Origin of the sequence: Ornithinibacillus sp. FSL M8-0202, assembly GCF_037975285.1 — a bacterium.
In the GTDB taxonomy this organism is placed as follows: domain Bacteria; phylum Bacillota; class Bacilli; order Bacillales; family Amphibacillaceae; genus Ornithinibacillus; species Ornithinibacillus massiliensis.
Window position 1 is genome coordinate 3,822,196 of the sequence record NZ_CP150248.1, and the last position, 22,954, is coordinate 3,845,149.

Below are 22,954 nucleotides of genomic sequence, written 5' to 3' on the forward strand. Positions count from 1 at the left end.
TTCCCACCCAATATTCAGTTTTATTAGTATTCACTTATTACTGCGTCATTCTTAATGAGATTAAAGCAAACCATTATGTAAAAAGGATTATAGTTGTATACACTAATCATATTTCCATTTATATCAGTCAAATCAAACCGTTTAGGTTCTCCATCTCTTATAGGAGATAGACTTACACCTTTTTCTTTTAGTATATTTCTTACCTTTTCTATATCCTCAACAACATAGTTAGTAAACCCGTAATCAAACAACGCATACAAAAATGAAGCACCTCTTGCTAAGATAGAAATATCAATTGAAGGAGGTGCTTTTCTATGCCACATGAAGAACTAATCATCGTGCCCGTAACACTCCATCCTGAAAAAGAAGAACCTATGTTAGCGACCCCGCCAGTTTCCTCGGCAACTCCTGTTTTTATGATGAAATCAGGCGGCTTTGAACTTTCCTTCTTTAACGGTGTGGATGAGCATATCATTCAAACCGTCATAAGGGAGTTGAGAAATGAATGAGGCAAGATTATACAGACGTCAAGAACATTTATATTGTTTGTGGAAAGACGGATATGAGAAAGGGAATTGACGGACTAGCTACACTAGTTCAAGATAACTTCGAGCTAGATCCCTATGGCGATTCCATCTTCTTATTTTCCGGTTGGAGCAAAGACCGTTATAAATGTTTATATTTTGATGGGGATGGATTCGCCATGCTTTATAAACGTTTAGATAATGGTAAACTTCAGTGGCCTAAAAACGAAAATGAAGTTCGCAATTTATCGCAACAAGAACTTCGTTGGCTCTTGGAAGGGTTAGCTATTCAACAACCAAAAGCAATACAAAAATCTCCAAAAGGTGTTTTTTAACTATTCATTTTTCGTTCGATAGCGTATACTATAGCTATCTTAACAGAACGAAAGGTGGTGAAATTGCATGGTTCAATCTTCTCCTGATCAGAACGATAAATTAATTAAACTTTTAGAGGAACAATTAAAACAATCGAATCGACAGATCGAAGCTTTGACCGAGCAAGTTCGCCACTTAACGAAGCTACTATATGGTTCGAAAACGGAGCAATCGAAATACAATCTACCCGATGGGCAAACGTCGTTATTCGATGATGAGGATGATGACGATTCTTTTAACTATTCTGAGCACACAGAAGAACAAAGCGAACAGAAGATTGCATATACTGTTGAACGTAAAGCAAAAAATAGAAAACGCAATGATTTTCTGGCAGATGACCTCGAAACAGAAGTCATTCATCATCACCCAGAAGATACGACATGCGATTGTTGCCAGCAAGCAATGACAGAAATGGGCAGCACCGTTGTCCGAGAAGAAGCGATGTTTATTCCAGCAACGATGAAGAAAATACAGCATGTAGAACATGCTTATGAATGCAAGAATTGTAAGGGACATTCCTTTCAGAACGCACAAATAAAAAGAGGCCAAGCACCACAGGCTCCTATTCAACGTAGTCTGACAAGTCCTAGCATTCTAGCGAAAGTAATCTATGATAAATTTATCCAGTATCTTCCGCTTTACCGTCAGGTAAAAGAATGGGAGCGTTGTGGCCTACATACGAACGATAAGAATTTGTCTAACTGGGTTATACGAACAGCTCAGGATTGGTTACTTCCCGTGTACCAACGGATGAAGGAAATGATGATGAACAAATCTATTTTACACGTGGATGAAACCTACGGAAAAATTATTCATCGTTCCGACGGGAAACCAGGAAATTCCAATGCCTATAATTGGGTGTACCGTAGCGCTCCTAGCCAAGGCCCCGTTATCATTCTCTTTCAAAGTGCGTTGTCACGTGCGAGATCCGTTCTCCAAGGATTTGTAGAGAACTTTACAGGGACCATTATCTGTGACGGCTATTCTGCATACGATAAACTCCCAGGCGTAACCTTCGCAAATTGTTGGGCACACGTTCGCCGATATTGGTTGAAAGTGAACAGTAAAAACGGGCAGATTGGAGTGAAATTTTGCGACGAGCTTTATCGCCTAGAAAGGGATTTTAAAAAATTATCCCCGAGTAAGCGAAGAAAAAGACGTCAAAAGCTTTCGAAACCAATCGTAGAAGAATTCCTGAAATGGATTGAGGAATCCCCTTTTTACGGCAATAACGCACTTGGAAAAGCAGCCGAATATACACTGAAATTGACAGATGGGCTTCGTGCCTTTCTCTATGATGGTCGCATTGAAATGGATAATAATCCAGCAGAAAATGCGATACGCCCTAGTGTGATCGGTCGAAAAAATTGGATGTTTTCCGTCAGCGAAGCTGGTGCCGAGGCCAATGCGATTTGTTTGAGTATGGCAGAAACAGCGAAAGCTAACGGTGTGGATTTCTATCAATATTTGGTGAAATTACTAACAGAACTACCAAATCTGGATATCCATCGAACGCCAGAAACTTTAAATAAGTACATGCCTTGGGCGAAGGCGATTCAAGCAACATGTGCAAAAAAATAAAATAACCGTAAATCTGTTTAAAACATCTCAGATTCACGGTTATTTGGCGTTTCTGTTTTTAATTTTAGTTGCTTCTATTATAAAATTTCTTAGTTCGGGCTTACCATAGTTAAAAGGAGTGTATTTATCTATAGGCTGAAAACCCGAAATTTGCACTAGATGAAATCCGCAATTAGGTGCTATCGATAGACTACACATTCTTTCATTTTCCCATAGTAACTTAAATCCAAAAATTTCTTGGTACCAATGCATCGATTCTTTAAGATCTTTCACCGGAAGAAATACTGCATCAATCCGTTCAATAAATTTTTCTTTTACCTGTTCACTCATAATACTCATCTCCTTGGAATATAGTTTTTACCATTAAAAATAGGATTGTCATTAACCATTATCTCTTTAAAATGTGCTTGCTTATCTTATACGAGCACTTTTCCGTTAATACAACATAGTCAACTAGTTTTACGATAAGATATTCGGAAAGTAATGAATGAAAGATTTCATTCAATGGTTATGTGGTTTAATATGTGTAGAAGCTACGTGAATATGGTTTGAAGTTGTATAACAACTTCTTTTGGTTTAACATCTAATTCAGATAATCTACTTATATCTACCCATTCTGGTAAATAAATACCTCTATGTCTCTCTTTGTCCGTGTATTCTTCACCCTGGCCAGATCCGAATGTGCCATTGATGATTTCAGATAAGAAATAGTATTGAATTCCGTTATATTCAACTTCTGCTATACATTCTTCGACCTTTACTTCTACTCCTAATTCCTCAAAAGCTTCTCTTCTTGCACCAGATTCTGGTGTTTCTCCTTTTTCTATTCCACCACCGGGAAACACATAATAAACTGCACCAGCATTTATTCTTTTAATTAGTGCAACTTTTTGATTTTCGATTATGACTACTGAAGCTCTATCTCGCATATCCAAAACCTCTATTTTATTCATACTAAATTTCATTAAAGAAGGAACGAATTATAGGCGTCGTTCTCATAATCTTTATTGCCAATATGCTTTTATTGTTAAGTAATTCTCTATTTTATATTAACATAATTTTCGAAAAATAAAAAAGGGACAACTGTATTAATGGTAATCTTGCCTATACACCTATTTGATTTAACTAAGTAAGATACTGCAATCCAAAATCCAGATTTTTACTTTACTTTTACTCTGGTATATTAGATGTAACGTAAGTTCGAGCCAATAAATCATGAATAGAGCGTCTATCTGCTCTTGTGGCTACTAAATAAATACTAGCAATTAGTAGAATTCCAGCAGATATGCTATAAAGTAGTTGCGCTAAAAACCCTCTGATAATCATCGTACCGAAAGTCAACTTTTCTCCTGTTAAAGAGGCTATTCGGATACCTAGAATTCGTTTTCCTACGGTATAACCATTCCAAAATAATGGAAGGAAAACATCATATAAATAAGAGAAAATCAATGCAACAATTAATGGATGAAAGTCAAAAAGTAAATGCATTAAAATCGAAAACCCAATCGCTATTACTAAATCAATCATCAACGCAAAGCCACGTTCTGTAATATCTACAGGACTATCCTTTATGATATCAATAAGAACCATTCCTCTCTATGTCATGATATTTTTAAGTATGCAATTTTTTATTCCATCCTGTTTTCATTAATTCTCTAAATCTATTCCTCTATAGCTATTCGCTTATTATCATCATGAATGCTCTTCATCCCCTCAAAAAAGCGGAACTTAGAACGACATTTGGTTTCTAAATCTCCATTATCATGAACTAGTTGTTGTAAATAATATTTAGAGAAGTTTATTCTATTTAACATTTCTTCCCTTTTTGTCGTGGTCGAACCGTGACCAGGTATTAAATAGTTGATATTGAAATGATTTAAAATATACGAAGCTCTCTCAATGGTATCTACATAATCCTTATAATTACTAAATATAAAAGGAAATTCCACATCGGATAGATAGTCACCTGAGAGGAATATCCCGTATGGTTCAATGATAGTAAATAAACTATCATTTGTATGTCCTGGTGCTTTATAAAACGTTAAAGATAGATCTCCTATATTTTTACTTTCACCATCTTTCACAATGGGTAGGTCAACCACTGGATAAGTAGGCACATAATTTCTATCGATATAATACTTTTGGTCAAACTCATAAATTCTCTGAATAATTTTTTCTTTATCCGGATTATTGATGAATTCCTCTGTTGCGATTACTTTTGCTTCTGGAAAGGCACCAGAACCTATAATATGGTCGTAATCACTATGTGTATAAATAATATAGAGTTCCTTATTATCCAAGTGCCCATCTATGAAATTCCTAACTTCCTGGATTTCACCAGGCAGCCAATTAGGATCAGTCATGATAATAACCTCATTAGATTGTATGATAGCGGTAGAAGTCATGTACAACGAGCTTTGAAAAACAGTAATATTATTCTCTTGAAAGTGAAGCATAAAATCCCCCATTCTAAGTATAAGTCTATTGTGTATTCATACTTTCGGTCTTGATAGACACTGTCTTATCTACTGAATATCGATAGAAAGTACGAATGCTTCTTTCTTTTTAAAAGATAACCTAGTGTTAATAAAATGATGGTATAGATACCGAAGAAACCAATCATTAGAATAGCTTCACCAGTATAACTAATCGGCTCATATCCACTATGTTCATTAATATGTAATTCTTCTACTTTATATCTAAACCAAAAAGTACTGGAAATCAATAGATACAAGAGTAGTAGGGTTGCTGACTTTACATAAAATAGTACTCTGTTATTTGAAGGGATTATTTGAATTATAAATAAAAACAGACCACTATATATAATCATAAAAAAGATTATCTCTGAAATCCCCATCTTATCCCCCTAAATCTAAAAACCATATAAGAACGCTAATACTTAGTTAAATGTGAAGCTTTTGTTTCAATTAAACCATCTCTTTTAGTTCTGGTACTCTTTTCATAGCCAACTACCGTTAAAGAAATTTTGAAGTTAATCTTTCTCCTTCTTTGAAATAATACAATTCGCTAATGTCTTCTGATTCAAATACTTGAAGCATTTTCTCAAAATCATCTGCTAGTTTATGATTCAAGAGCTCCTCTCTCTTGATCCAAAATACATTCCCTTCTTGAGACGATCTTAATTCACCTTCAAACTGTTTAGTCTTATAAAGTAGGACAACATAACGCTCTCCTTCTGTTGTCTGAAATTGTTTGATACCACAAAGAGTTGGTGATGTAATGGTCAAACCAGTTTCTTCATATACTTCACGAATTACGGAATCCGCGAAAGATTCGGAATCATTTACATGACCACCTGGAAATGTAATACCAGGCCAATTAGAATTTACTTTATCTTGTACCAGAACGCTCCCTTTACCATCACAGATCATACACATATTGGTTAATACGACATTTTCACTTCTACTCACGAGTATCACCTTTCTACGTTGTTTTATTGTTGTGATCAATTAATTAATTGGTTTATGTATTCTGAAATAAGTCGCCAACCTAGTTTACACCGATTCTAATGTTTTAACATAATAATCCAATAAAAATCAGTTCATCTGATGCGCTATTTTTCTACTATAGAACCTATTAATTTCATGATAGCTTATTTCTACTTATTTCTTAAAATAACAGATTGGAAGTGTAAGGTACCTCCAACTATTTCTTTTGGTACCACGTTAAAGTATTCTATTGTAAAGAACTTGGACAATAATTCTTTTAGTGTGTGATCTTCATAAAAGGAGAAGAATCTTTTAGGAATATAAGGATCATCCTGCCAGATTCCCTCTGAATTTTCACCACCATAAACTCCTAAATAAAATAATCCATTTGGTGTTAAAACTCGTTTAATTTCATTAAGAACACCTTGTATATCTTCTTTAGAAACATGAAGTAAACAATTCATTGCCCAGATGGAATCAAAATGATTATCAGAAAAAACAAGATTTGAAAAACTCATTACTTGAGCATTTAGACCTTTTTCTTTACATAGTTTAATCATTTCAGGCGATATATCCGTACTAAAAGTGTTTAACTCTTTTTCTTTAAAAAACAGACTATCTTTCCCTGGTCCTGCTCCGACTTCCAATAGACTATTTACATTTTCACTTTGTATGTAATCTAAAAAACTTCTCTCTCTTTGACCTTCCATGCCTGCATAGTAGATGAATCTCTTTCCAGTGCCTTTGTATTATATGATTCTGCAATATTTTCTATTGTTCTTTTCATTAACTCATCCCCTTCGTTATTAGCTTATTAAACAATCTGCCTTCTACTCATCCCCTTAATTTTAACATATAATTACAGGAAAAATTAAAATTGTTAGAATAAAAGTAAGCCCGAACTAAGAAATTTTATAATAGAAGCAACTAAAATTAAAAACAGAAACGCCAAATAACCGTGAATCTGAGATGTTTTAAACAGATTTACGGTTATTTTATTTTTTTGCACATGTTGCTTGAATCGCCTTCGCCCAAGGCATGTACTTATTTAAAGTTTCTGGCGTTCGATGGATATCCAGATTTGGTAGTTCTGTTAGTAATTTCACCAAATATTGATAGAAATCCACACCGTTAGCTTTCGCTGTTTCTGCCATACTCAAACAAATCGCATTGGCCTCGGCACCAGCTTCGCTGACGGAAAACATCCAATTTTTTCGACCGATCACACTAGGGCGTATCGCATTTTCTGCTGGATTATTATCCATTTCAATGCGACCATCATAGAGAAAGGCACGAAGCCCATCTGTCAATTTCAGTGTATATTCGGCTGCTTTTCCAAGTGCGTTATTGCCGTAAAAAGGGGATTCCTCAATCCATTTCAGGAATTCTTCTACGATTGGTTTCGAAAGCTTTTGACGTCTTTTTCTTCGCTTACTCGGGGATAATTTTTTAAAATCCCTTTCTAGGCGATAAAGCTCGTCGCAAAATTTCACTCCAATCTGCCCGTTTTTACTGTTCACTTTCAACCAATATCGGCGAACGTGTGCCCAACAATTTGCGAAGGTTACGCCTGGGAGTTTATCGTATGCAGAATAGCCGTCACAGATAATGGTCCCTGTAAAGTTCTCTACAAATCCTTGGAGAACGGATCTCGCACGTGACAACGCACTTTGAAAGAGAATGATAACGGGGCCTTGGCTAGGAGCGCTACGGTACACCCAATTATAGGCATTGGAATTTCCTGGTTTCCCGTCGGAACGATGAATAATTTTTCCGTAGGTTTCATCCACGTGTAAAATAGATTTGTTCATCATCATTTCCTTCATCCGTTGGTACACGGGAAGTAACCAATCCTGAGCTGTTCGTATAACCCAGTTAGACAAATTCTTATCGTTCGTATGTAGGCCACAACGCTCCCATTCTTTTACCTGACGGTAAAGCGGAAGATACTGGATAAATTTATCATAGATTACTTTCGCTAGAATGCTAGGACTTGTCAGACTACGTTGAATAGGAGCCTGTGGTGCTTGGCCTCTTTTTATTTGTGCGTTCTGAAAGGAATGTCCCTTACAATTCTTGCATTCATAAGCATGTTCTACATGCTGTATTTTCTTCATCGTTGCTGGAATAAACATCGCTTCTTCTCGGACAACGGTGCTGCCCATTTCTGTCATTGCTTGCTGGCAACAATCGCATGTCGTATCTTCTGGGTGATGATGAATGACTTCTGTTTCGAGGTCATCTGCCAGAAAATCATTGCGTTTTCTATTTTTTGCTTTACGTTCAACAGTATATGCAATCTTCTGTTCGCTTTGTTCTTCTGTGTGCTCAGAATAGTTAAAAGAATCGTCATCATCCTCATCATCGAATAACGACGTTTGCCCATCGGGTAGATTGTATTTCGATTGCTCCGTTTTCGAACCATATAGTAGCTTCGTTAAGTGGCGAACTTGCTCGGTCAAAGCTTCGATCTGTCGATTCGATTGTTTTAATTGTTCCTCTAAAAGTTTAATTAATTTATCGTTCTGATCAGGAGAAGATTGAACCATGCAATTTCACCACCTTTCGTTCTGTTAAGATAGCTATAGTATACGCTATCGAACGAAAAATGAATAGTTAAAAAACACCTTTTGGAGATTTTTGTATTGCTTTTGGTTGTTGAATAGCTAACCCTTCCAAGAGCCAACGAAGTTCTTGTTGCGATAAATTGCGAACTTCATTTTCGTTTTTAGGCCACTGAAGTTTACCATTATCTAAACGTTTATAAAGCATGGCGAATCCATCCCCATCAAAATATAAACATTTATAACGGTCTTTGCTCCAACCGGAAAATAAGAAGATGGAATCGCCATAGGGATCTAGCTCGAAGTTATCTTGAACTAGTGTAGCTAGTCCGTCAATTCCCTTTCTCATATCCGTCTTTCCACAAACAATATAAATGTTCTTGACGTCTGTATAATCTTGCCTCATTCATTTCTCAACTCCCTTATGACGGTTTGAATGATATGCTCATCCACACCGTTAAAGAAGGAAAGTTCAAAGCCGCCTGATTTCATCATAAAAACAGGAGTTGCCGAGGAAACTGGCGGGGTCGCTAACATAGGTTCTTCTTTTTCAGGATGGAGTGTTACGGGCACGATGATTAGTTCTTCATGTGGCATAGAAAAGCACCTCCTTCAATTGATATTTCTATCTTAGCAAGAGGTGCTTCATTTTTGTATGCGTTGTTTGATTACGGGTTTACGAATAAAATAAGGCGGCCAATAATAGCCGCCTTGTTAAAAACGATTGCCTCAATCCTTCATCATCTTCATATATTTCACCTATATTGCTACTTTGACACGTTGATCCATCTAGTTAACATATTCTTCAGGATTTCATTATAGGATTAACCTAAAGCATCGTTAGTTAAAGTAAATGTAATACTCATACTACAATAATCTTTCAGTTCATTTGTTTATTGAATTCATTAGCTGGTAGAAATGTTCAGGCTTATGAGTCTTATTAAGTTTATACCATGAATCTAATGTATCTGGTGCAAATACATTTAATTTTTTCAGTACTTCATTAGCAAATTCCAATGGAGCTACGCCAGAAGCAGTAATCAGATTTGTATCAGTTACCACAGGACTCATCTCATAAAAATTATCTCCATTATAATTAGGACATACCATTTTCAAATACTCTAAGTCATTACTAGTATGCTTTCTGGAATCTAAGTAACCCATATTCGCGAGTCCTTCTGTTGCACCACAAATAGCTGCAATAATTGTGCCTAGTTCGATTGCATCCTCAATTTTTCTCAAAATAGGTTGATGGATTTCTTCACTCCAAGTGGTACCTCCAGGTAAGATTAAAAGCTCCTCACCCTGAAGATTACATTCATCTAGGGTAATATCTGGTTTTATACTTAGTCCTCCCATTGTACTAATTACTTCTTTATTCATTCCAATTGTGACTACTTCTAAAGGTGCTAACTCTTTTTTAAAATATCTTCCTGAGTTTAGTTCAGCAATTAAATATCCATATTCCCAATCTGACATCGTATTAAATACATAAAGATAAGCAGTTTTTATTTGCATCCGTTAACACTCCAATCCTATTGATATTGCCCATTATAATACAACTTCCCTGACAGCTAACGTCAGGGAAGTTGTTATACTTGATGAAATTTTATTAAATCGGATAGAACTTCGATAAGCCTATCCTTAAGACTTATTGGCTCAATCACTTGAATAGACTTTCCATACGGTATGAGTATATTAGGTAAATATGTATGTATCGTATCTTTTTCGAGAGCAAATACTGCTTGATTTGAAATACGTTCTTGCAAATAATGTCCTAAAAACCAATTTTGACAAATGTAATCTAGAGAATTTGTATTTCCTTTGATAACTACAGAAATAAGCTCTTTCCCTTCATTCAAAGTTGGAAGTAGATTTTTCATAAAATAGTCCCGTGCTAAAAATTGATTTGGCTGATTAAATTCATGTTCAGTTATCACTAAATTTCCAACTCTTTCTATCTTAAAACTACGAATATCATTCCTAAGGTGACAAAATCCAATTACATACCACTTATTGTTCCAATATATAATTCTGTACGGATCAACCAATCTATCATTTGGTAGATCTTCACCACTTTTTTGATATAGGATCTTTACGGAGAATCCATCTGTTATAGCCTTTTCCAATTCCTTCAAGTAAGGTACTGTAGAGGAACTCACTCCATTTATTACCTCAAGTATGGATGAATGTTGGTTTAACTTTTTTTGCTGTTCTTGATTAGAATATTTGCTTAGCTTTGAAATAGCCCTGTTTAACGATTCATCTCCGTAATATCCTGCTTCTTCTGCAAACACAGCAGCATGAAGTAGTGAGGTTTGCTCTTCTAAATTGAAAATAAGAGGAGCTTGAATAAAATTATTCAATAAAGTATATCCGCCGTTATGTCCTGGTTCCGAAACTATGGGTACACCACTGGTTGAAAGTGTATCAATATAACGATACACAGTTCTTATATTCATCTCTAACTTTTCGGAGATTTGTTTAGCAGTAATTTTCCCACCGGAACTTAGCATCCATAAAATTGCTAGTACATTGTCAATTTTAGGCATTTATTTCCACCTCTATATGGTTATTAATATAAGTCTAAACGATAATTTAAATGAGGTAATTATTAAAACAAGTATAGCGTAGTCCCCCTTTTCGTAACAAGCATCCTCGTATTATAAATTAGTAATCGTCTATTGCAGGACCATTCTTCACGCCCTAAACAGAGATGGTAGCCTAATAACGTTTATACTTTATTAGGAAAATTATTCCTTACCAATCCCAGGTATCTGGAACATTTTTTATCCATTAAAATAGTAAAACCTCAAAAAAGAGACTAGCAATTTGCTAATCTCTTCATGAGTTAAACATTATTTACCGATAAATTGTTGTGTCCAAATGTTCCCTTGTTCCACATACCCTACACCAATGTGTGTAAAGTTCGAATTTAGTATATTTGCGCGGTGGCCTTCACTGTTCATCCAAGCATTAACTACTTCTTGTGGAGAGCGTTGGCCTTTGGCGATGTTTTCACCTGCAGTACGGTAAGTTATTCCAAAGCTTTTCATCATGTCAAATGGTGAGCCATAATTTGGGCTATTATGACTAAAGTAATTGCTTGCTGCCATATCGCGTGATTTTTCTCTCGCTACTTTACTTAATTCTGTATCAACTTTCAACGGAGCTAAGCCATTTTTCTCTCTTTCTTGATTTGTAAGCTCGACTACTTCTTGCTCGAATTGACTTAGTTCAGATGCTTGAGATTGGTTTTTCTCAGTTTCTTCTGCTTTTTGTTCTGTTGCTTCATTTTTAGCTGGAGCCTGTTCAGTTTGTTCCTTAGCCGGCTCTTTCACTGGTTGTTCTTGCTGCTCAGTCTTCTCTGGTTGAGCTGGTTCTTCCTTTTGTGCTGGTTGCTCTTGCTGCTCAGTTTTTTCCGGTTGAGTAGATTCTTCTTTTTGTACTGGCTGCTCTTGTTGCTCAGACTTTTCTGGTTGAGCTGGTTCTTCTTTTTGTACCGGTTGTTCCTTATGAGTTACATTCTTATTTGCTTCTTTCCAATCAATATGATAATTTTCCATCAGTTTATTGATTAGATTATGAATTTTTGCTTGTGCTTCTTGTCCAGTCAAACTACCATTTTCTCCATTGATTGAATAGTAGAATTTATAGTTAAACGAATGATTTGATTCGGCATTTGCTGTATCAAAACCTGCTCCAAAGATAAGAGCTGCTGATAAAGCTGTAACCATTCCAATTTTCTTAAACATTGAAAATTCCCTCTCCTTTTCGCTAAAAGTTTGTTTATCAACTTACGAACACATCATAACACACATTTTTTGTAATATTGATGGATTAATTTCCCATTAACATGGTCGGAATCTACTCGTAACTCCATCATTATATAAAAACACTAGAGTTATTAACTAGAACAGAAGAATAGTAGTCTTTATTTTATTGCTATAAAATAGGAAAACAGGAAATTAATTCTAGGAATATAGTATTGACAACTTTTCGCGAATGCGCTTTTTGTAACAATTATCGCTATTTTGTAATATAAATTCCGACTTATTTACGGACATAGAGGCAGAATTACTAGATAAGGAAAAATACACTTGCAGCTAATATCTCCTAGTTTCCTTCTAGTCTTCAATCCTAGCAGGGAAATGTTAGTAAGTAGTCAAGCAATCTAAATTCAGTTCAAAAGAAAAACACCTCCAAATGGGGTGCAGTCGAAGTATTATCACTATTTAAAGCTTATTTTCTGATACTCGTAGAATAGTTTCCATACGTTCTTTCTCTTCTTTTTTATTTTTATATTCAAAGAATCCAATGATATTTCCCCACGGATCAGAAAAGGTTCCCCATCTTGCTGGTACATCTTTTCGTGAATAAATCTCAAAGTTTTCTACATTCAAATCATGAATAACTCTGTTTTTCTCTTTCTCCATGTTTAAAACTCCTAAACGAAGTGGACCACTCCCTTTTGCTGGTGTACCCTTAGCAAGTTGCAACCAACTACCTGGAACAACCTCCCATTCTGCAAATCCTTCATGGGGGACAAAATCAGGTTTACGTTGAAACAGTTCTTCGTACCATTTTTGCCCTTCTTCCATATCTGGTACTCGAATCTGAACAGTCATTTCAAAAATCAAAATAATCACTCCTAAAACTATGTAATTGCATCTTAAAGATAACACTTAATGCCTAATTCAAATTCTTCTGGTTTGCTCTCTTATATTCTGTGGAGATTAAATGCTATAAGGTTAATTAGAGTGTTCTCGTTTGTATGTATGCCATAATAGTTATGATACTTGCAATCTGGGTTGATTAGCTAATCTAGCTTACTTGATAATTCAAACAAAATCTCTGGCCACCAGTCTACCTTTCCGGTTGTTATCCCATTACGAACGATAACAACATTATATTTAGGGCTAACGTAAATAACTTGACCATATTTACCATGTGCAAAAAAATCATATTCTTCTTCTCCACGATTGTAGCCTAACCACATATATGCATAATAACCGTGGTTACGGTTAAAAAAGTCCCATTGTGTAGAGCCATAATAAGAATCCTTCAAGCCCTCAATTGGTTTTGTAGAATCAATTACCCATTGACTCGAAATAACCTGTTCTTCGTTCCAGTTACCTTCATCTAAATACAATTTGCCAAATTTAGCAAAATCTATAGGTCTAGCATTTATACCACTTTCCATTTTTTCGAATCCATGCTTTTTACTGTCTATACTCCAAGATGCTGAAAACTCCATTCCTACTTGTTGCCATAACGTTTTTTGTAAATATTCAGAAACAGTTTGTTTAGTTGACCTTTCTAAAATTATTCCTAATAGTAGCGGATGATAATTGTTGTATAGGAACTTTTCTCCTGGTATATCAACTAATTCAGTTTCTTCTAGAGCTAAACGCCTTAGATTAGGAGAATAATATGTTTTAGCGTCATCTCCAAATAATAAACGACCTTCCTCATAGTGTATTCCAGAGGACATCATGAGTAGGTTTTGTATACTAATAGCTTCAAATCCTTTATTTGTCAATTCGGGTATATAATTAGTGATAGGTTCTTCAACACTCTTAATAAATCCGTCCTCTATTGCTTTACCAATCAGAAATGACACAAAAGATTTTGCAACAGAAAAAGACGTATTTATAGACTCTCTGTTATAATCGTTGAAATATTTTTCATATATTATATGATCATCCTTCATAATAATAAATGAAGTTGTATCCGTTTCGGTAAAGAACTGTTCAGCTTCTCCAATCGTATATTTTTCTTGATTATAGTTATAGCTAATATCCTTTAACACATCATCAATCAATTCTTCTTTCAAATCATAGTCGAAGGCGAAACTATTATTATCCCCTTTCTCAATTTCTCTGTATGCAAACTTTTGATGATCGTAAAAATCCGATTCACCCCAGAGGACATTCCTACTAACATAGATGAATGATTTATAATCCGGTAATATGAACAGATACGCTAATAAAACTAGAATTAATCCTATTGGGAAGATACTAATTTTTTTCATAAGTCCCCCATCGATTATTATTTTCTAACTCTATATTATCTATAATTAACTTTGGTGACCTATATAACGAATGTTTATTACAAACATGTTCTGAAGACATAGCTAACCTTGTCGTAATTCATTTTCTCCTCATAAAACTGGTGTGCATTTGTTCTTTGTAAACCTGAAGACAAAGCAACACTTTCATAATTATTTTCTTTGGCCCAATTATGAACAAAAGTAAGTAGCTTCTCTCCATACCCCTTTGAACGCCTTTTCGCATCGGTTACTAAATCACAAACCCAAACAAATCTACCATAGTACAGTGTAATCATAGGTTTGAAACCAATTACTGCAACTAATTCCCCTCTATCAAATAAAGCGAACATTTTATAGCTATCCTTTTCTCTTGCTTCCAAGACTAATTCGAGATATGATTCTTCATCAAGATGAGTTCGTAGCTGTTTTATAACCGTGAATGCTTCTAAAATTTCGTTTTGTGAATTTAATTCTTTAATGGCTATAGTCATTATTATTCCCTTCTTCATCTTTAGTAGTGTTTATCGAAAGTAAAAAGTGAGTTGTCCTTCACGGTCTCCTTACCCCATATCCCCAACATAAGTGGCAATAATGTCACCTTCTCTCTCATATTTTAATAGAATTGGTATCATTGCTTTCGGGTAAAAATCAGAATTAGATAATTCTTTCATCGGTATCCACTCAATCCCTATTTGATCAGGGTCAGGTTCGATATTTTCACCTATTTTATCTAGATCAGAAGGAACTGTGCAGGAAAAAAGATGAACCACTACGTGCGTTTCACTATCCCATTGAGCGTGTTCATGGTTTTTTCCGATATACTCACTTACAAATAGAAGCTCGTTTACTTCGACCTTTACCCCTATCTCTTCTCTACATTCCCTAATTACTGCTTCTTTTAGAGTCTCGCCTGGTTCCTGACCACCACCAGGGAGTATGTTCATAAACTTGTTATAATCATATTTTTTTAAAGTTAATAGTTTTCCTTCATGGATGATAATCGCTTGAACAGAGCTTCTTATTTTCAACTGTAACTCACTCCATATTCCTATCAAAATTAAACTAATATTTTTAAAAGCGGATCCCTATAGCTTTGTTGACTAACATTACCGCTTAACTTTGTAGTGCACCGACACAGAACCTGCACCAACAGGCTTTACCTGAATCAGATCTAATTTAGTTATTTCATGTACAGATTGTAATTCATCGCAATCAAATAGTGATGGTGTTCTTCTTCCGGCCACTACTAATGGAGGATACACAATACTAATTTCATCTATTAAACCCTGCCTTAAAAAAGCTCCGTTGATTGCTCCTCCACCACTTAAGCCAAGTGTTCTAAATCCCTTTTCATATAATTTTTGAAGTGCTATAGTTAGGTCAATATGGTCACCCTTGCCTGCAATAATATAGGGTATTTCTTTCGCTTCTAGCTGTTCAAAATAAGCAGGAGGAGCATCTTCTCTCGTTATAACGATGAGACCATCTGTTTGATACCAATTAATTCGCCCTCTCCCGTCAAAAACGATGTAAGCTTTTGATTTTTTAGGTTGATAAACTGATTTTTCTAAATCAATCCAGTGATTCCCATACACCATCAATGTTTCACTTCCAGATAATAATGCATCACATTCTAAGTCATCATATAACCGATGGCTGATGTCATGTGCATCTCCATCAATTCCTTCTTTTGTCCATTCTGATACATTATGGTTTGGGGCAGTTGAGAGTTTTCCATCTATTGAAGAGAAAACATTGAGTATTACTTTCGGTCTATTCATTTCTCTCACCTCTATTCTTTGACTCATACACAATAGTAACATAATATTCTAAAAATAAAATCCATTTTAGTTGCTGTAAATATCGGTGATAGACTAATAGAACAGAATAAATTCAATAGTTATAAAAAGAGATACCAATGTTTAGAATTAGTATCTCTTACTTTTGACTATTGATTTTTATAACGGGTACTTGTTTCTCTGTTTAATCAATGCACAATATTTAAAACCATCTCCGGATAATAGGCGAAAAACAGCTTTCCTATCTTCAACACTAGGCTGATTTAACTATTATTTTTCTAACAACTCCTGAATCCATCTGCTCAACGTTCTTTTGTCAACAAATGGCGCTAGACGAGTAATCGTTTCTGGATTAACATTAGCAATTTTTCTGTCTTCCACAAGGCGATTTAAATACTCCCTTCCAAGAAAAGGTGCTAAAGAAGTGAGAAGGTGTGAATCTAACTGCCCTTCCATCGTCCGGTCAACTATACTAATTAACTTTTCGCGGCTGCAGAAAGGAGCAAGGTTAACGATCGTTTTCATCTCAACCTCATCACTAATTGCCTGCTCCATTAACTTATCCACGGCTTCCCTTCCAATAAACGGTGCCAATCTTGAAACAGCCTTTAAATCCATTCCATCTTTATTTGCTTGGTCAATTAATCTCCTTAACACATCTTTACTGAGAAATGGAGCCATTTTCTGAACAAATCGCATGTCAAATTCATCTTCTATCGTTCTGTCTACAACCAATTTATCTAACAATTCTGTTTCGACAAATGGTGCTAAACGTACAAGCAAATCCGTATTTAATAACCGTTTATCCAGTTTTGATGTAACTTCAGTCAATTCACTCGATTTTAAGAGAGGGGCAGCATTGACTAATCCTTCCATATCCGCTTCTCCTGTATTAATCATAGAAGAAACGTCCTCATGTCGGCTTTCAGAAAAACCTTTCATGACGTGCCCAAAGTTCTTAATATATACCGAACTATCTTCATCTGCTCCCCCATTCATTAACTCATCGATAGATACCCCAAAAGTTTGCCCAATAGTCATTAATGTTCCTATATCAGGTAATGAATCACCTCGTTCCCATTTCGACACGGCCTGATGACTAACATTCAATTTATCCGCCATCTCCATTTGTGTCCAATCTCGTTCCTTCCTCAGCTTCGAAATATAGCTTCCAACCTTACTTGTATCTAACATCTTAATTTCCTCCTAAAATTGTTTCAGCGCGCACTGTTACTGAAAGCGTAGCATATAGATCACAAGATGCCTATCTACAGTTAGTTGAGTAGAAAATTCTACTACCAGTAGAATTTAACAAGTTAGAATTCGGTCTTACGGCTTGTAGGTTAACATAGTGCAAAACAATACATCTAAATCACGGAAAAAACATAGCAGAATTAAGCTGTTTTTACCGTTCAGTTACTATCAGATTGGAGATTTAATTATCAGGAAGAATAGTTGACGTTTTACATTATAAATTAAATCTTTGTTTGATCATTTCTGCTACAACTTCCGCACTTATGTTGGTATTATCTATTTTTATATAGTTCTTAAATTTAATTTCATCTTCGAATGAATTCAATCTATATTTTTCCATGGATTGGATTAAATCCTTTTCTGACCACTTAATATTCCTCTTGGAAGGTTTATGTGAAAGTCGATTCAAACTTTTATTTCGTCCAAGTCTTTCTTCTAAATCAGCTTCAAGCTCTACATAATAAACTGTGCCACCTCTTGATTCAAACAGCCGAGACACTTTATTAACGTATTCCCAATCGGCTTTTAAATCAAAAGCCCAAACATATGTAAAAATTACACCGTATAAATTACTTTTGGATACCTCTTCAAAGATCTCCTGTCGAAACAGATTAACGAGCCTCTTTCCTTCTTTTGTACCGTAATCGAAAAATTGACTAACTAAATCGATTGTCATGTGATTATGAAACAGCTTCAACTTTGTTATTTTGGCTAACTCCTGTCCAACAGTCATTTTACCAACTGCTTGAGGTCCAAAAATAAGTACCAATTTCATCTTTTACTACCTCTTTCCTATAAAATTGATAAAGTCAGCTAATCTATTCGTTTATAATGGTATGATAAATCTTATCTACTATAATAGAAGGTGGTAGTGTTCCATCCACAATGAAATCTGAACTGGGTTTAATAGACTGGATCATTTCGAAATAGCCTCTTCTGCCTCTTGATATGTAGTGCTCCATTTCATTCAAAATACTTTCTTTTGAACGATTATTATAATCTCGAATTATTCTACGCGCCATGGCAATATCCAAAGGCGTATCAATATAAACAGCCAAATCTATTAAACTTTTTATCTTAGCGTGTTTATAGGCAAACGGATAGTCTAATATTATGTATTCTAATGGGGAATCTATCAACTCTTTTAAATCTACAAAGAACTCATCCAAATTCCATTCATCATAGGCAGCTCCTTTGTTAACCCATTCAATAATATCAATAGGTCCCTCCACATCATAATCATCAAAGAATAGTACTTTTGAATTGGTTAACTTTTTATTTAATCGTTTCGTAATGGTTGTTTTTCCTCCACCAGACACTCCGGAAATGGAAATAACAAATGGATAGTTTCTTTTGTTCAACGTAATTCCCCTCCTATTTAACATCTGTCTCCACTAGAATAGTTCGAATTAAACTTAATTTTCAAAAATATATATTTAAAAATAAAGATCATCAATAAGATGACCTTACTATTTCTTTTACTTGTATAGTTACGTACATAACGCCTATTTTCTTATGCCACTCGATATGAAAACTCCGTACTGAAACGTAGTAGACCGTTTAGTACTAAAGGAAGAGTCTAACGATTCCTAACATAACCATAGGAACATTGGTTTGGAGGCATAGCACTCCTTACTACCCAAACAATTACCTGTAGTAGGATTCCCCCCAGTATCACAATCAGCCATTTACGAAACTTTAACTGTCTAAATTCCCTCCATTTTCGAGCTAAGAGATCCCGGAATAAGATGACTAATACTATAAAAAGCCCTATTCTTAACAGGGTATCAAGTAGCGCGCGCTGGTACCAATCTACACCACTACTCCATGTCATCCAGCCTATTAGAAGGACAAGTGGTATAGACAGTAAGGAGAATAATTCCTTAAACCCAAATCGTTCTTTCATATAGATGTCTCCCATTAATTAAAATTGAAAAATAAGTTTTAATTATAGCAGGGCAGATGGAAAAATCACAACAAATCTAACTCTATTCTATTAAGGAGCATAAAAGAAAACTATCACCAGTAATGAAGTCTAAAATCATCATAAAAAGGGCTATGTATCAAGGGTAAATCTATTGCCCAAAAGAATAATCTTTCTTGTTACAAACTATTTTAATCCCTTTTATGCTCCCACTTTTAGAACCATTTATACAAAATTCTATGCTATTTTTTCATCCATTCTGCTACTGAAAGAACGTTTGAGCAAATAAAAAAGCAAGAAACAACTAAATTAGTATAATAAGGACTACGATCAATATAGCTACAAAGGCAATACTAAAAATAGCTTTTTCTTTCGTTGTAACACCTATCTTATTTTCAGCAAAACGTAAAAAGCTAATAAGTAATATAGAACCCATCACGGCCAAAGCCTGTCCAAGCGTATCTTGAATAATCGTGATGTATCTTACTATAGCTAACACGGTAAGTAATAAACCTAAATAGCCGATTATTAAATAAAAATACTTTTTCTTTCCTTCATTATTCATATCATATCCTCCTAGAAGTCTAGTAATTAACATTCCTTTTCGTTTTATTGAGAATTGGATTAAATTGCAAACTAATCTCGCAAAGTTATTTACTGCATATACATGAAACAACACCAAACTTATCTAGTATCTCTAATTTCTTCCAATAATTCTATAACACGATTATTTTGTTTTTCAATGGTTTTTAGCCTTTTTTCCATGATACTGGAAGAAAAAAATATAATTAGTACAATAGCAATTCCTATTATTAATTCCAACCCTATTCCCCCCGTTACAACATCGGCATCATTTCATTACATATAGTGCTTACTACTTATACGATTTACATCTATAAAAGTTACATACTTATTCTACAACATTTCTTCTCGAGGGAATGAGCTTGGTTACGATAAGAAGTAGAATAAAAGAAGGAAGTCTTTCCATAATAGAAGACTTCCCCCTTTTGTCATGACTTTTGATCTCCCATAATTTCCTTCATAAAACGATGCTTCGCTAGAAGATAATAGGCAATCTGTAATACAAAATAAAAAACCGCAACAATGTAAACCCGTAATCAAACAACGCATACAAAAATGAAGCACCTCTTGCTAAGATAGAAATATCAATTGAAGGAGGTGCTTTTCTATGCCACATGAAGAACTAATCATCGTGCCCGTAACACTCCATCCTGAAAAAGAAGAACCTATGTTAGCGACCCCGCCAGTTTCCTCGGCAACTCCTGTTTTTATGATGAAATCAGGCGGCTTTGAACTTTCCTTCTTTAACGGTGTGGATGAGCATATCATTCAAACCGTCATAAGGGAGTTGAGAAATGAATGAGGCAAGATTATACAGACGTCAAGAACATTTATATTGTTTGTGGAAAGACGGATATGAGAAAGGGAATTGACGGACTAGCTACACTAGTTCAAGATAACTTCGAGCTAGATCCCTATGGCGATTCCATCTTCTTATTTTCCGGTTGGAGCAAAGACCGTTATAAATGTTTATATTTTGATGGGGATGGATTCGCCATGCTTTATAAACGTTTAGATAATGGTAAACTTCAGTGGCCTAAAAACGAAAATGAAGTTCGCAATTTATCGCAACAAGAACTTCGTTGGCTCTTGGAAGGGTTAGCTATTCAACAACCAAAAGCAATACAAAAATCTCCAAAAGGTGTTTTTTAACTATTCATTTTTCGTTCGATAGCGTATACTATAGCTATCTTAACAGAACGAAAGGTGGTGAAATTGCATGGTTCAATCTTCTCCTGATCAGAACGATAAATTAATTAAACTTTTAGAGGAACAATTAAAACAATCGAATCGACAGATCGAAGCTTTGACCGAGCAAGTTCGCCACTTAACGAAGCTACTATATGGTTCGAAAACGGAGCAATCGAAATACAATCTACCCGATGGGCAAACGTCGTTATTCGATGATGAGGATGATGACGATTCTTTTAACTATTCTGAGCACACAGAAGAACAAAGCGAACAGAAGATTGCATATACTGTTGAACGTAAAGCAAAAAATAGAAAACGCAATGATTTTCTGGCAGATGACCTCGAAACAGAAGTCATTCATCATCACCCAGAAGATACGACATGCGATTGTTGCCAGCAAGCAATGACAGAAATGGGCAGCACCGTTGTCCGAGAAGAAGCGATGTTTATTCCAGCAACGATGAAGAAAATACAGCATGTAGAACATGCTTATGAATGCAAGAATTGTAAGGGACATTCCTTTCAGAACGCACAAATAAAAAGAGGCCAAGCACCACAGGCTCCTATTCAACGTAGTCTGACAAGTCCTAGCATTCTAGCGAAAGTAATCTATGATAAATTTATCCAGTATCTTCCGCTTTACCGTCAGGTAAAAGAATGGGAGCGTTGTGGCCTACATACGAACGATAAGAATTTGTCTAACTGGGTTATACGAACAGCTCAGGATTGGTTACTTCCCGTGTACCAACGGATGAAGGAAATGATGATGAACAAATCTATTTTACACGTGGATGAAACCTACGGAAAAATTATTCATCGTTCCGACGGGAAACCAGGAAATTCCAATGCCTATAATTGGGTGTACCGTAGCGCTCCTAGCCAAGGCCCCGTTATCATTCTCTTTCAAAGTGCGTTGTCACGTGCGAGATCCGTTCTCCAAGGATTTGTAGAGAACTTTACAGGGACCATTATCTGTGACGGCTATTCTGCATACGATAAACTCCCAGGCGTAACCTTCGCAAATTGTTGGGCACACGTTCGCCGATATTGGTTGAAAGTGAACAGTAAAAACGGGCAGATTGGAGTGAAATTTTGCGACGAGCTTTATCGCCTAGAAAGGGATTTTAAAAAATTATCCCCGAGTAAGCGAAGAAAAAGACGTCAAAAGCTTTCGAAACCAATCGTAGAAGAATTCCTGAAATGGATTGAGGAATCCCCTTTTTACGGCAATAACGCACTTGGAAAAGCAGCCGAATATACACTGAAATTGACAGATGGGCTTCGTGCCTTTCTCTATGATGGTCGCATTGAAATGGATAATAATCCAGCAGAAAATGCGATACGCCCTAGTGTGATCGGTCGAAAAAATTGGATGTTTTCCGTCAGCGAAGCTGGTGCCGAGGCCAATGCGATTTGTTTGAGTATGGCAGAAACAGCGAAAGCTAACGGTGTGGATTTCTATCAATATTTGGTGAAATTACTAACAGAACTACCAAATCTGGATATCCATCGAACGCCAGAAACTTTAAATAAGTACATGCCTTGGGCGAAGGCGATTCAAGCAACATGTGCAAAAAAATAAAATAACCGTAAATCTGTTTAAAACATCTCAGATTCACGGTTATTTGGCGTTTCTGTTTTTAATTTTAGTTGCTTCTA

33 protein-coding genes are annotated in these 22,954 nt (G+C 35.5%); 7 read left to right on the forward strand and 26 right to left on the reverse strand.

Annotated elements, in window-relative coordinates:
• Positions 1-23: 23 nt before the first annotated feature.
• A complete protein-coding gene (locus MKY78_RS19395) occupies positions 24-323 on the reverse strand; it encodes a hypothetical protein (protein ID WP_339215020.1) in 300 nt (99 codons plus the stop codon).
• Here MKY78_RS19395 and MKY78_RS19400 point away from each other — a divergent pair.
• From MKY78_RS19400 to MKY78_RS19410, 3 genes are all read left to right on the forward strand, one after another.
• The gene (locus tag MKY78_RS19400; RefSeq protein WP_339213309.1) at positions 315-509 is read left to right on the forward strand and encodes a hypothetical protein; all 195 of its coding nucleotides are present in this window, start codon (positions 315-317) and stop codon (positions 507-509) included. The two genes, MKY78_RS19395 and MKY78_RS19400, sit on opposite strands and share 9 nt — an antisense overlap.
• Positions 506-859: an IS66 family insertion sequence element accessory protein TnpB gene (tnpB, locus tag MKY78_RS19405; protein ID WP_251517995.1), complete on the forward strand. Its 354-nt coding sequence runs from the start codon at positions 506-508 to the stop codon at positions 857-859. The genes MKY78_RS19400 and tnpB (MKY78_RS19405) overlap by 4 nt, the downstream gene beginning before the upstream one ends.
• 67 nt (positions 860-926) lie before the next feature.
• Positions 927-2,480, forward strand: a complete 1,554-nt coding sequence (locus MKY78_RS19410) for an IS66 family transposase (RefSeq protein ID WP_339213305.1) — start codon at positions 927-929, stop codon at positions 2,478-2,480.
• Positions 2,481-2,519: 39 nt separating this feature from the next.
• Here MKY78_RS19410 and MKY78_RS19415 read toward each other — a convergent pair whose 3' ends face one another.
• The 10 genes from MKY78_RS19415 to MKY78_RS19460 form a co-directional block, all read right to left on the reverse strand.
• Entirely contained in the window at positions 2,520-2,810 is a 291-nt protein-coding gene (locus MKY78_RS19415; RefSeq protein ID WP_339215022.1) for a VOC family protein, read from the reverse strand.
• A gap of 203 nt (positions 2,811-3,013) precedes the next feature.
• A complete protein-coding gene (locus MKY78_RS19420; protein ID WP_339217976.1) occupies positions 3,014-3,409 on the reverse strand; it encodes an NUDIX domain-containing protein in 396 nt (131 codons plus the stop codon).
• 241 nt (positions 3,410-3,650) lie between these two features.
• Positions 3,651-4,070, reverse strand: a complete 420-nt coding sequence (locus MKY78_RS19425) for an RDD family protein (RefSeq protein WP_339215024.1) — start codon at positions 4,068-4,070, stop codon at positions 3,651-3,653.
• A 71-nt stretch (positions 4,071-4,141) separates the two neighbouring features.
• Positions 4,142-4,936: an MBL fold metallo-hydrolase gene (locus tag MKY78_RS19430; protein ID WP_339215025.1), complete on the reverse strand. Its 795-nt coding sequence runs from the start codon at positions 4,934-4,936 to the stop codon at positions 4,142-4,144.
• A gap of 65 nt (positions 4,937-5,001) precedes the next feature.
• Positions 5,002-5,337, reverse strand: a complete 336-nt coding sequence (locus tag MKY78_RS19435; protein WP_339215027.1) for a peptide ABC transporter permease — start codon at positions 5,335-5,337, stop codon at positions 5,002-5,004.
• Positions 5,338-5,455: 118 nt separating this feature from the next.
• Positions 5,456-5,911, reverse strand: a complete 456-nt coding sequence (locus tag MKY78_RS19440) for an 8-oxo-dGTP diphosphatase (RefSeq protein ID WP_339215029.1) — start codon at positions 5,909-5,911, stop codon at positions 5,456-5,458.
• A 188-nt stretch (positions 5,912-6,099) separates the two neighbouring features.
• Positions 6,100-6,639, reverse strand: coding sequence for a class I SAM-dependent methyltransferase (locus MKY78_RS19445; RefSeq protein ID WP_339215031.1), 540 nt, complete (start codon positions 6,637-6,639; stop codon positions 6,100-6,102).
• A gap of 285 nt (positions 6,640-6,924) precedes the next feature.
• A complete protein-coding gene (locus MKY78_RS19450) occupies positions 6,925-8,478 on the reverse strand; it encodes an IS66 family transposase (protein WP_339213305.1) in 1,554 nt (517 codons plus the stop codon).
• A gap of 67 nt (positions 8,479-8,545) precedes the next feature.
• Positions 8,546-8,899, reverse strand: a complete 354-nt coding sequence (tnpB, locus tag MKY78_RS19455; RefSeq protein ID WP_251517995.1) for an IS66 family insertion sequence element accessory protein TnpB — start codon at positions 8,897-8,899, stop codon at positions 8,546-8,548.
• Entirely contained in the window at positions 8,896-9,090 is a 195-nt protein-coding gene (locus MKY78_RS19460) for a hypothetical protein (protein ID WP_339213309.1), read from the reverse strand. Before MKY78_RS19460 ends, tnpB (MKY78_RS19455) begins: the two co-directional genes overlap by 4 nt.
• On the opposite strand from MKY78_RS19460, the gene MKY78_RS19465 reads away from it, so the two are divergent.
• Entirely contained in the window at positions 9,082-9,315 is a 234-nt protein-coding gene (locus MKY78_RS19465; protein ID WP_339215033.1) for a hypothetical protein, read from the forward strand. The two genes, MKY78_RS19460 and MKY78_RS19465, sit on opposite strands and share 9 nt — an antisense overlap.
• A 63-nt stretch (positions 9,316-9,378) precedes the next feature.
• On the opposite strand, the gene MKY78_RS19470 is transcribed toward MKY78_RS19465, so the two are convergent.
• The 15 genes from MKY78_RS19470 to MKY78_RS19540 form a co-directional block, all read right to left on the reverse strand.
• A complete protein-coding gene (locus tag MKY78_RS19470) occupies positions 9,379-10,011 on the reverse strand; it encodes a type 1 glutamine amidotransferase family protein (protein ID WP_339215035.1) in 633 nt (210 codons plus the stop codon).
• A gap of 74 nt (positions 10,012-10,085) precedes the next feature.
• Positions 10,086-11,045, reverse strand: coding sequence for a YafY family protein (locus MKY78_RS19475; RefSeq protein ID WP_339215036.1), 960 nt, complete (start codon positions 11,043-11,045; stop codon positions 10,086-10,088).
• Between the two features lie 306 nt (positions 11,046-11,351).
• On the reverse strand, positions 11,352-12,248 hold the full coding sequence (locus MKY78_RS19480; protein WP_339215038.1) for a CAP domain-containing protein: 897 nt from the start codon (positions 12,246-12,248) through the stop codon (positions 11,352-11,354).
• Positions 12,249-12,728: 480 nt separating this feature from the next.
• Positions 12,729-13,133 carry a VOC family protein gene (locus MKY78_RS19485; RefSeq protein ID WP_186871433.1) on the reverse strand — a complete coding sequence of 135 codons (405 nt, stop codon included), beginning with the start codon at positions 13,131-13,133 and terminating at the stop codon, positions 12,729-12,731.
• A 179-nt stretch (positions 13,134-13,312) separates the two neighbouring features.
• Entirely contained in the window at positions 13,313-14,527 is a 1,215-nt protein-coding gene (locus tag MKY78_RS19490) for a serine hydrolase (protein ID WP_339215040.1), read from the reverse strand.
• A 77-nt stretch (positions 14,528-14,604) separates the two neighbouring features.
• Positions 14,605-15,039 (reverse strand): GNAT family N-acetyltransferase, encoded by a 435-nt coding sequence (locus MKY78_RS19495; protein WP_339217978.1) that lies wholly within the window; start codon positions 15,037-15,039, stop codon positions 14,605-14,607.
• Between the two features lie 66 nt (positions 15,040-15,105).
• Positions 15,106-15,573: an NUDIX domain-containing protein gene (locus MKY78_RS19500; RefSeq protein ID WP_339215042.1), complete on the reverse strand. Its 468-nt coding sequence runs from the start codon at positions 15,571-15,573 to the stop codon at positions 15,106-15,108.
• 78 nt (positions 15,574-15,651) lie between these two features.
• Positions 15,652-16,353 carry a dihydrofolate reductase family protein gene (locus tag MKY78_RS19505; protein ID WP_339215044.1) on the reverse strand — a complete coding sequence of 234 codons (702 nt, stop codon included), beginning with the start codon at positions 16,351-16,353 and terminating at the stop codon, positions 15,652-15,654.
• 261 nt (positions 16,354-16,614) lie between these two features.
• Positions 16,615-17,538, reverse strand: coding sequence for a helix-turn-helix transcriptional regulator (locus MKY78_RS19510; protein ID WP_339215046.1), 924 nt, complete (start codon positions 17,536-17,538; stop codon positions 16,615-16,617).
• Positions 17,539-17,812: 274 nt separating this feature from the next.
• Positions 17,813-18,373: an AAA family ATPase gene (locus MKY78_RS19515; RefSeq protein WP_339215047.1), complete on the reverse strand. Its 561-nt coding sequence runs from the start codon at positions 18,371-18,373 to the stop codon at positions 17,813-17,815.
• A 43-nt stretch (positions 18,374-18,416) separates the two neighbouring features.
• Complete coding sequence (locus MKY78_RS19520; RefSeq protein WP_339215049.1) at positions 18,417-18,959, reverse strand: hypothetical protein; 543 nt, start codon at positions 18,957-18,959, stop codon at positions 18,417-18,419.
• Positions 18,960-19,177: 218 nt separating this feature from the next.
• The gene (locus MKY78_RS19525) at positions 19,178-19,504 is read right to left on the reverse strand and encodes a hypothetical protein (RefSeq protein ID WP_339215051.1); all 327 of its coding nucleotides are present in this window, start codon (positions 19,502-19,504) and stop codon (positions 19,178-19,180) included.
• A 322-nt stretch (positions 19,505-19,826) separates the two neighbouring features.
• The gene (locus MKY78_RS19530) at positions 19,827-20,087 is read right to left on the reverse strand and encodes a hypothetical protein (protein WP_339215053.1); all 261 of its coding nucleotides are present in this window, start codon (positions 20,085-20,087) and stop codon (positions 19,827-19,829) included.
• Positions 20,088-20,206: 119 nt separating this feature from the next.
• Positions 20,207-20,344, reverse strand: coding sequence for a hypothetical protein (locus MKY78_RS19535; protein ID WP_339215055.1), 138 nt, complete (start codon positions 20,342-20,344; stop codon positions 20,207-20,209).
• A gap of 235 nt (positions 20,345-20,579) precedes the next feature.
• Positions 20,580-20,720, reverse strand: coding sequence for a hypothetical protein (locus MKY78_RS19540; RefSeq protein ID WP_339215057.1), 141 nt, complete (start codon positions 20,718-20,720; stop codon positions 20,580-20,582).
• Here MKY78_RS19540 and MKY78_RS19545 point away from each other — a divergent pair.
• The 3 genes from MKY78_RS19545 to MKY78_RS19555 all read left to right on the forward strand — a co-directional run bounded on the left by MKY78_RS19545 (position 20,712) and on the right by MKY78_RS19555 (position 22,877).
• A complete protein-coding gene (locus tag MKY78_RS19545; protein WP_339213309.1) occupies positions 20,712-20,906 on the forward strand; it encodes a hypothetical protein in 195 nt (64 codons plus the stop codon). The two genes, MKY78_RS19540 and MKY78_RS19545, sit on opposite strands and share 9 nt — an antisense overlap.
• Positions 20,903-21,256, forward strand: coding sequence for an IS66 family insertion sequence element accessory protein TnpB (tnpB, locus tag MKY78_RS19550; RefSeq protein ID WP_251517995.1), 354 nt, complete (start codon positions 20,903-20,905; stop codon positions 21,254-21,256). Before MKY78_RS19545 ends, tnpB (MKY78_RS19550) begins: the two co-directional genes overlap by 4 nt.
• Positions 21,257-21,323: 67 nt before the next feature.
• Positions 21,324-22,877 (forward strand): IS66 family transposase, encoded by a 1,554-nt coding sequence (locus MKY78_RS19555; RefSeq protein ID WP_339213305.1) that lies wholly within the window; start codon positions 21,324-21,326, stop codon positions 22,875-22,877.
• Positions 22,878-22,954: the final 77 nt, after the last annotated feature.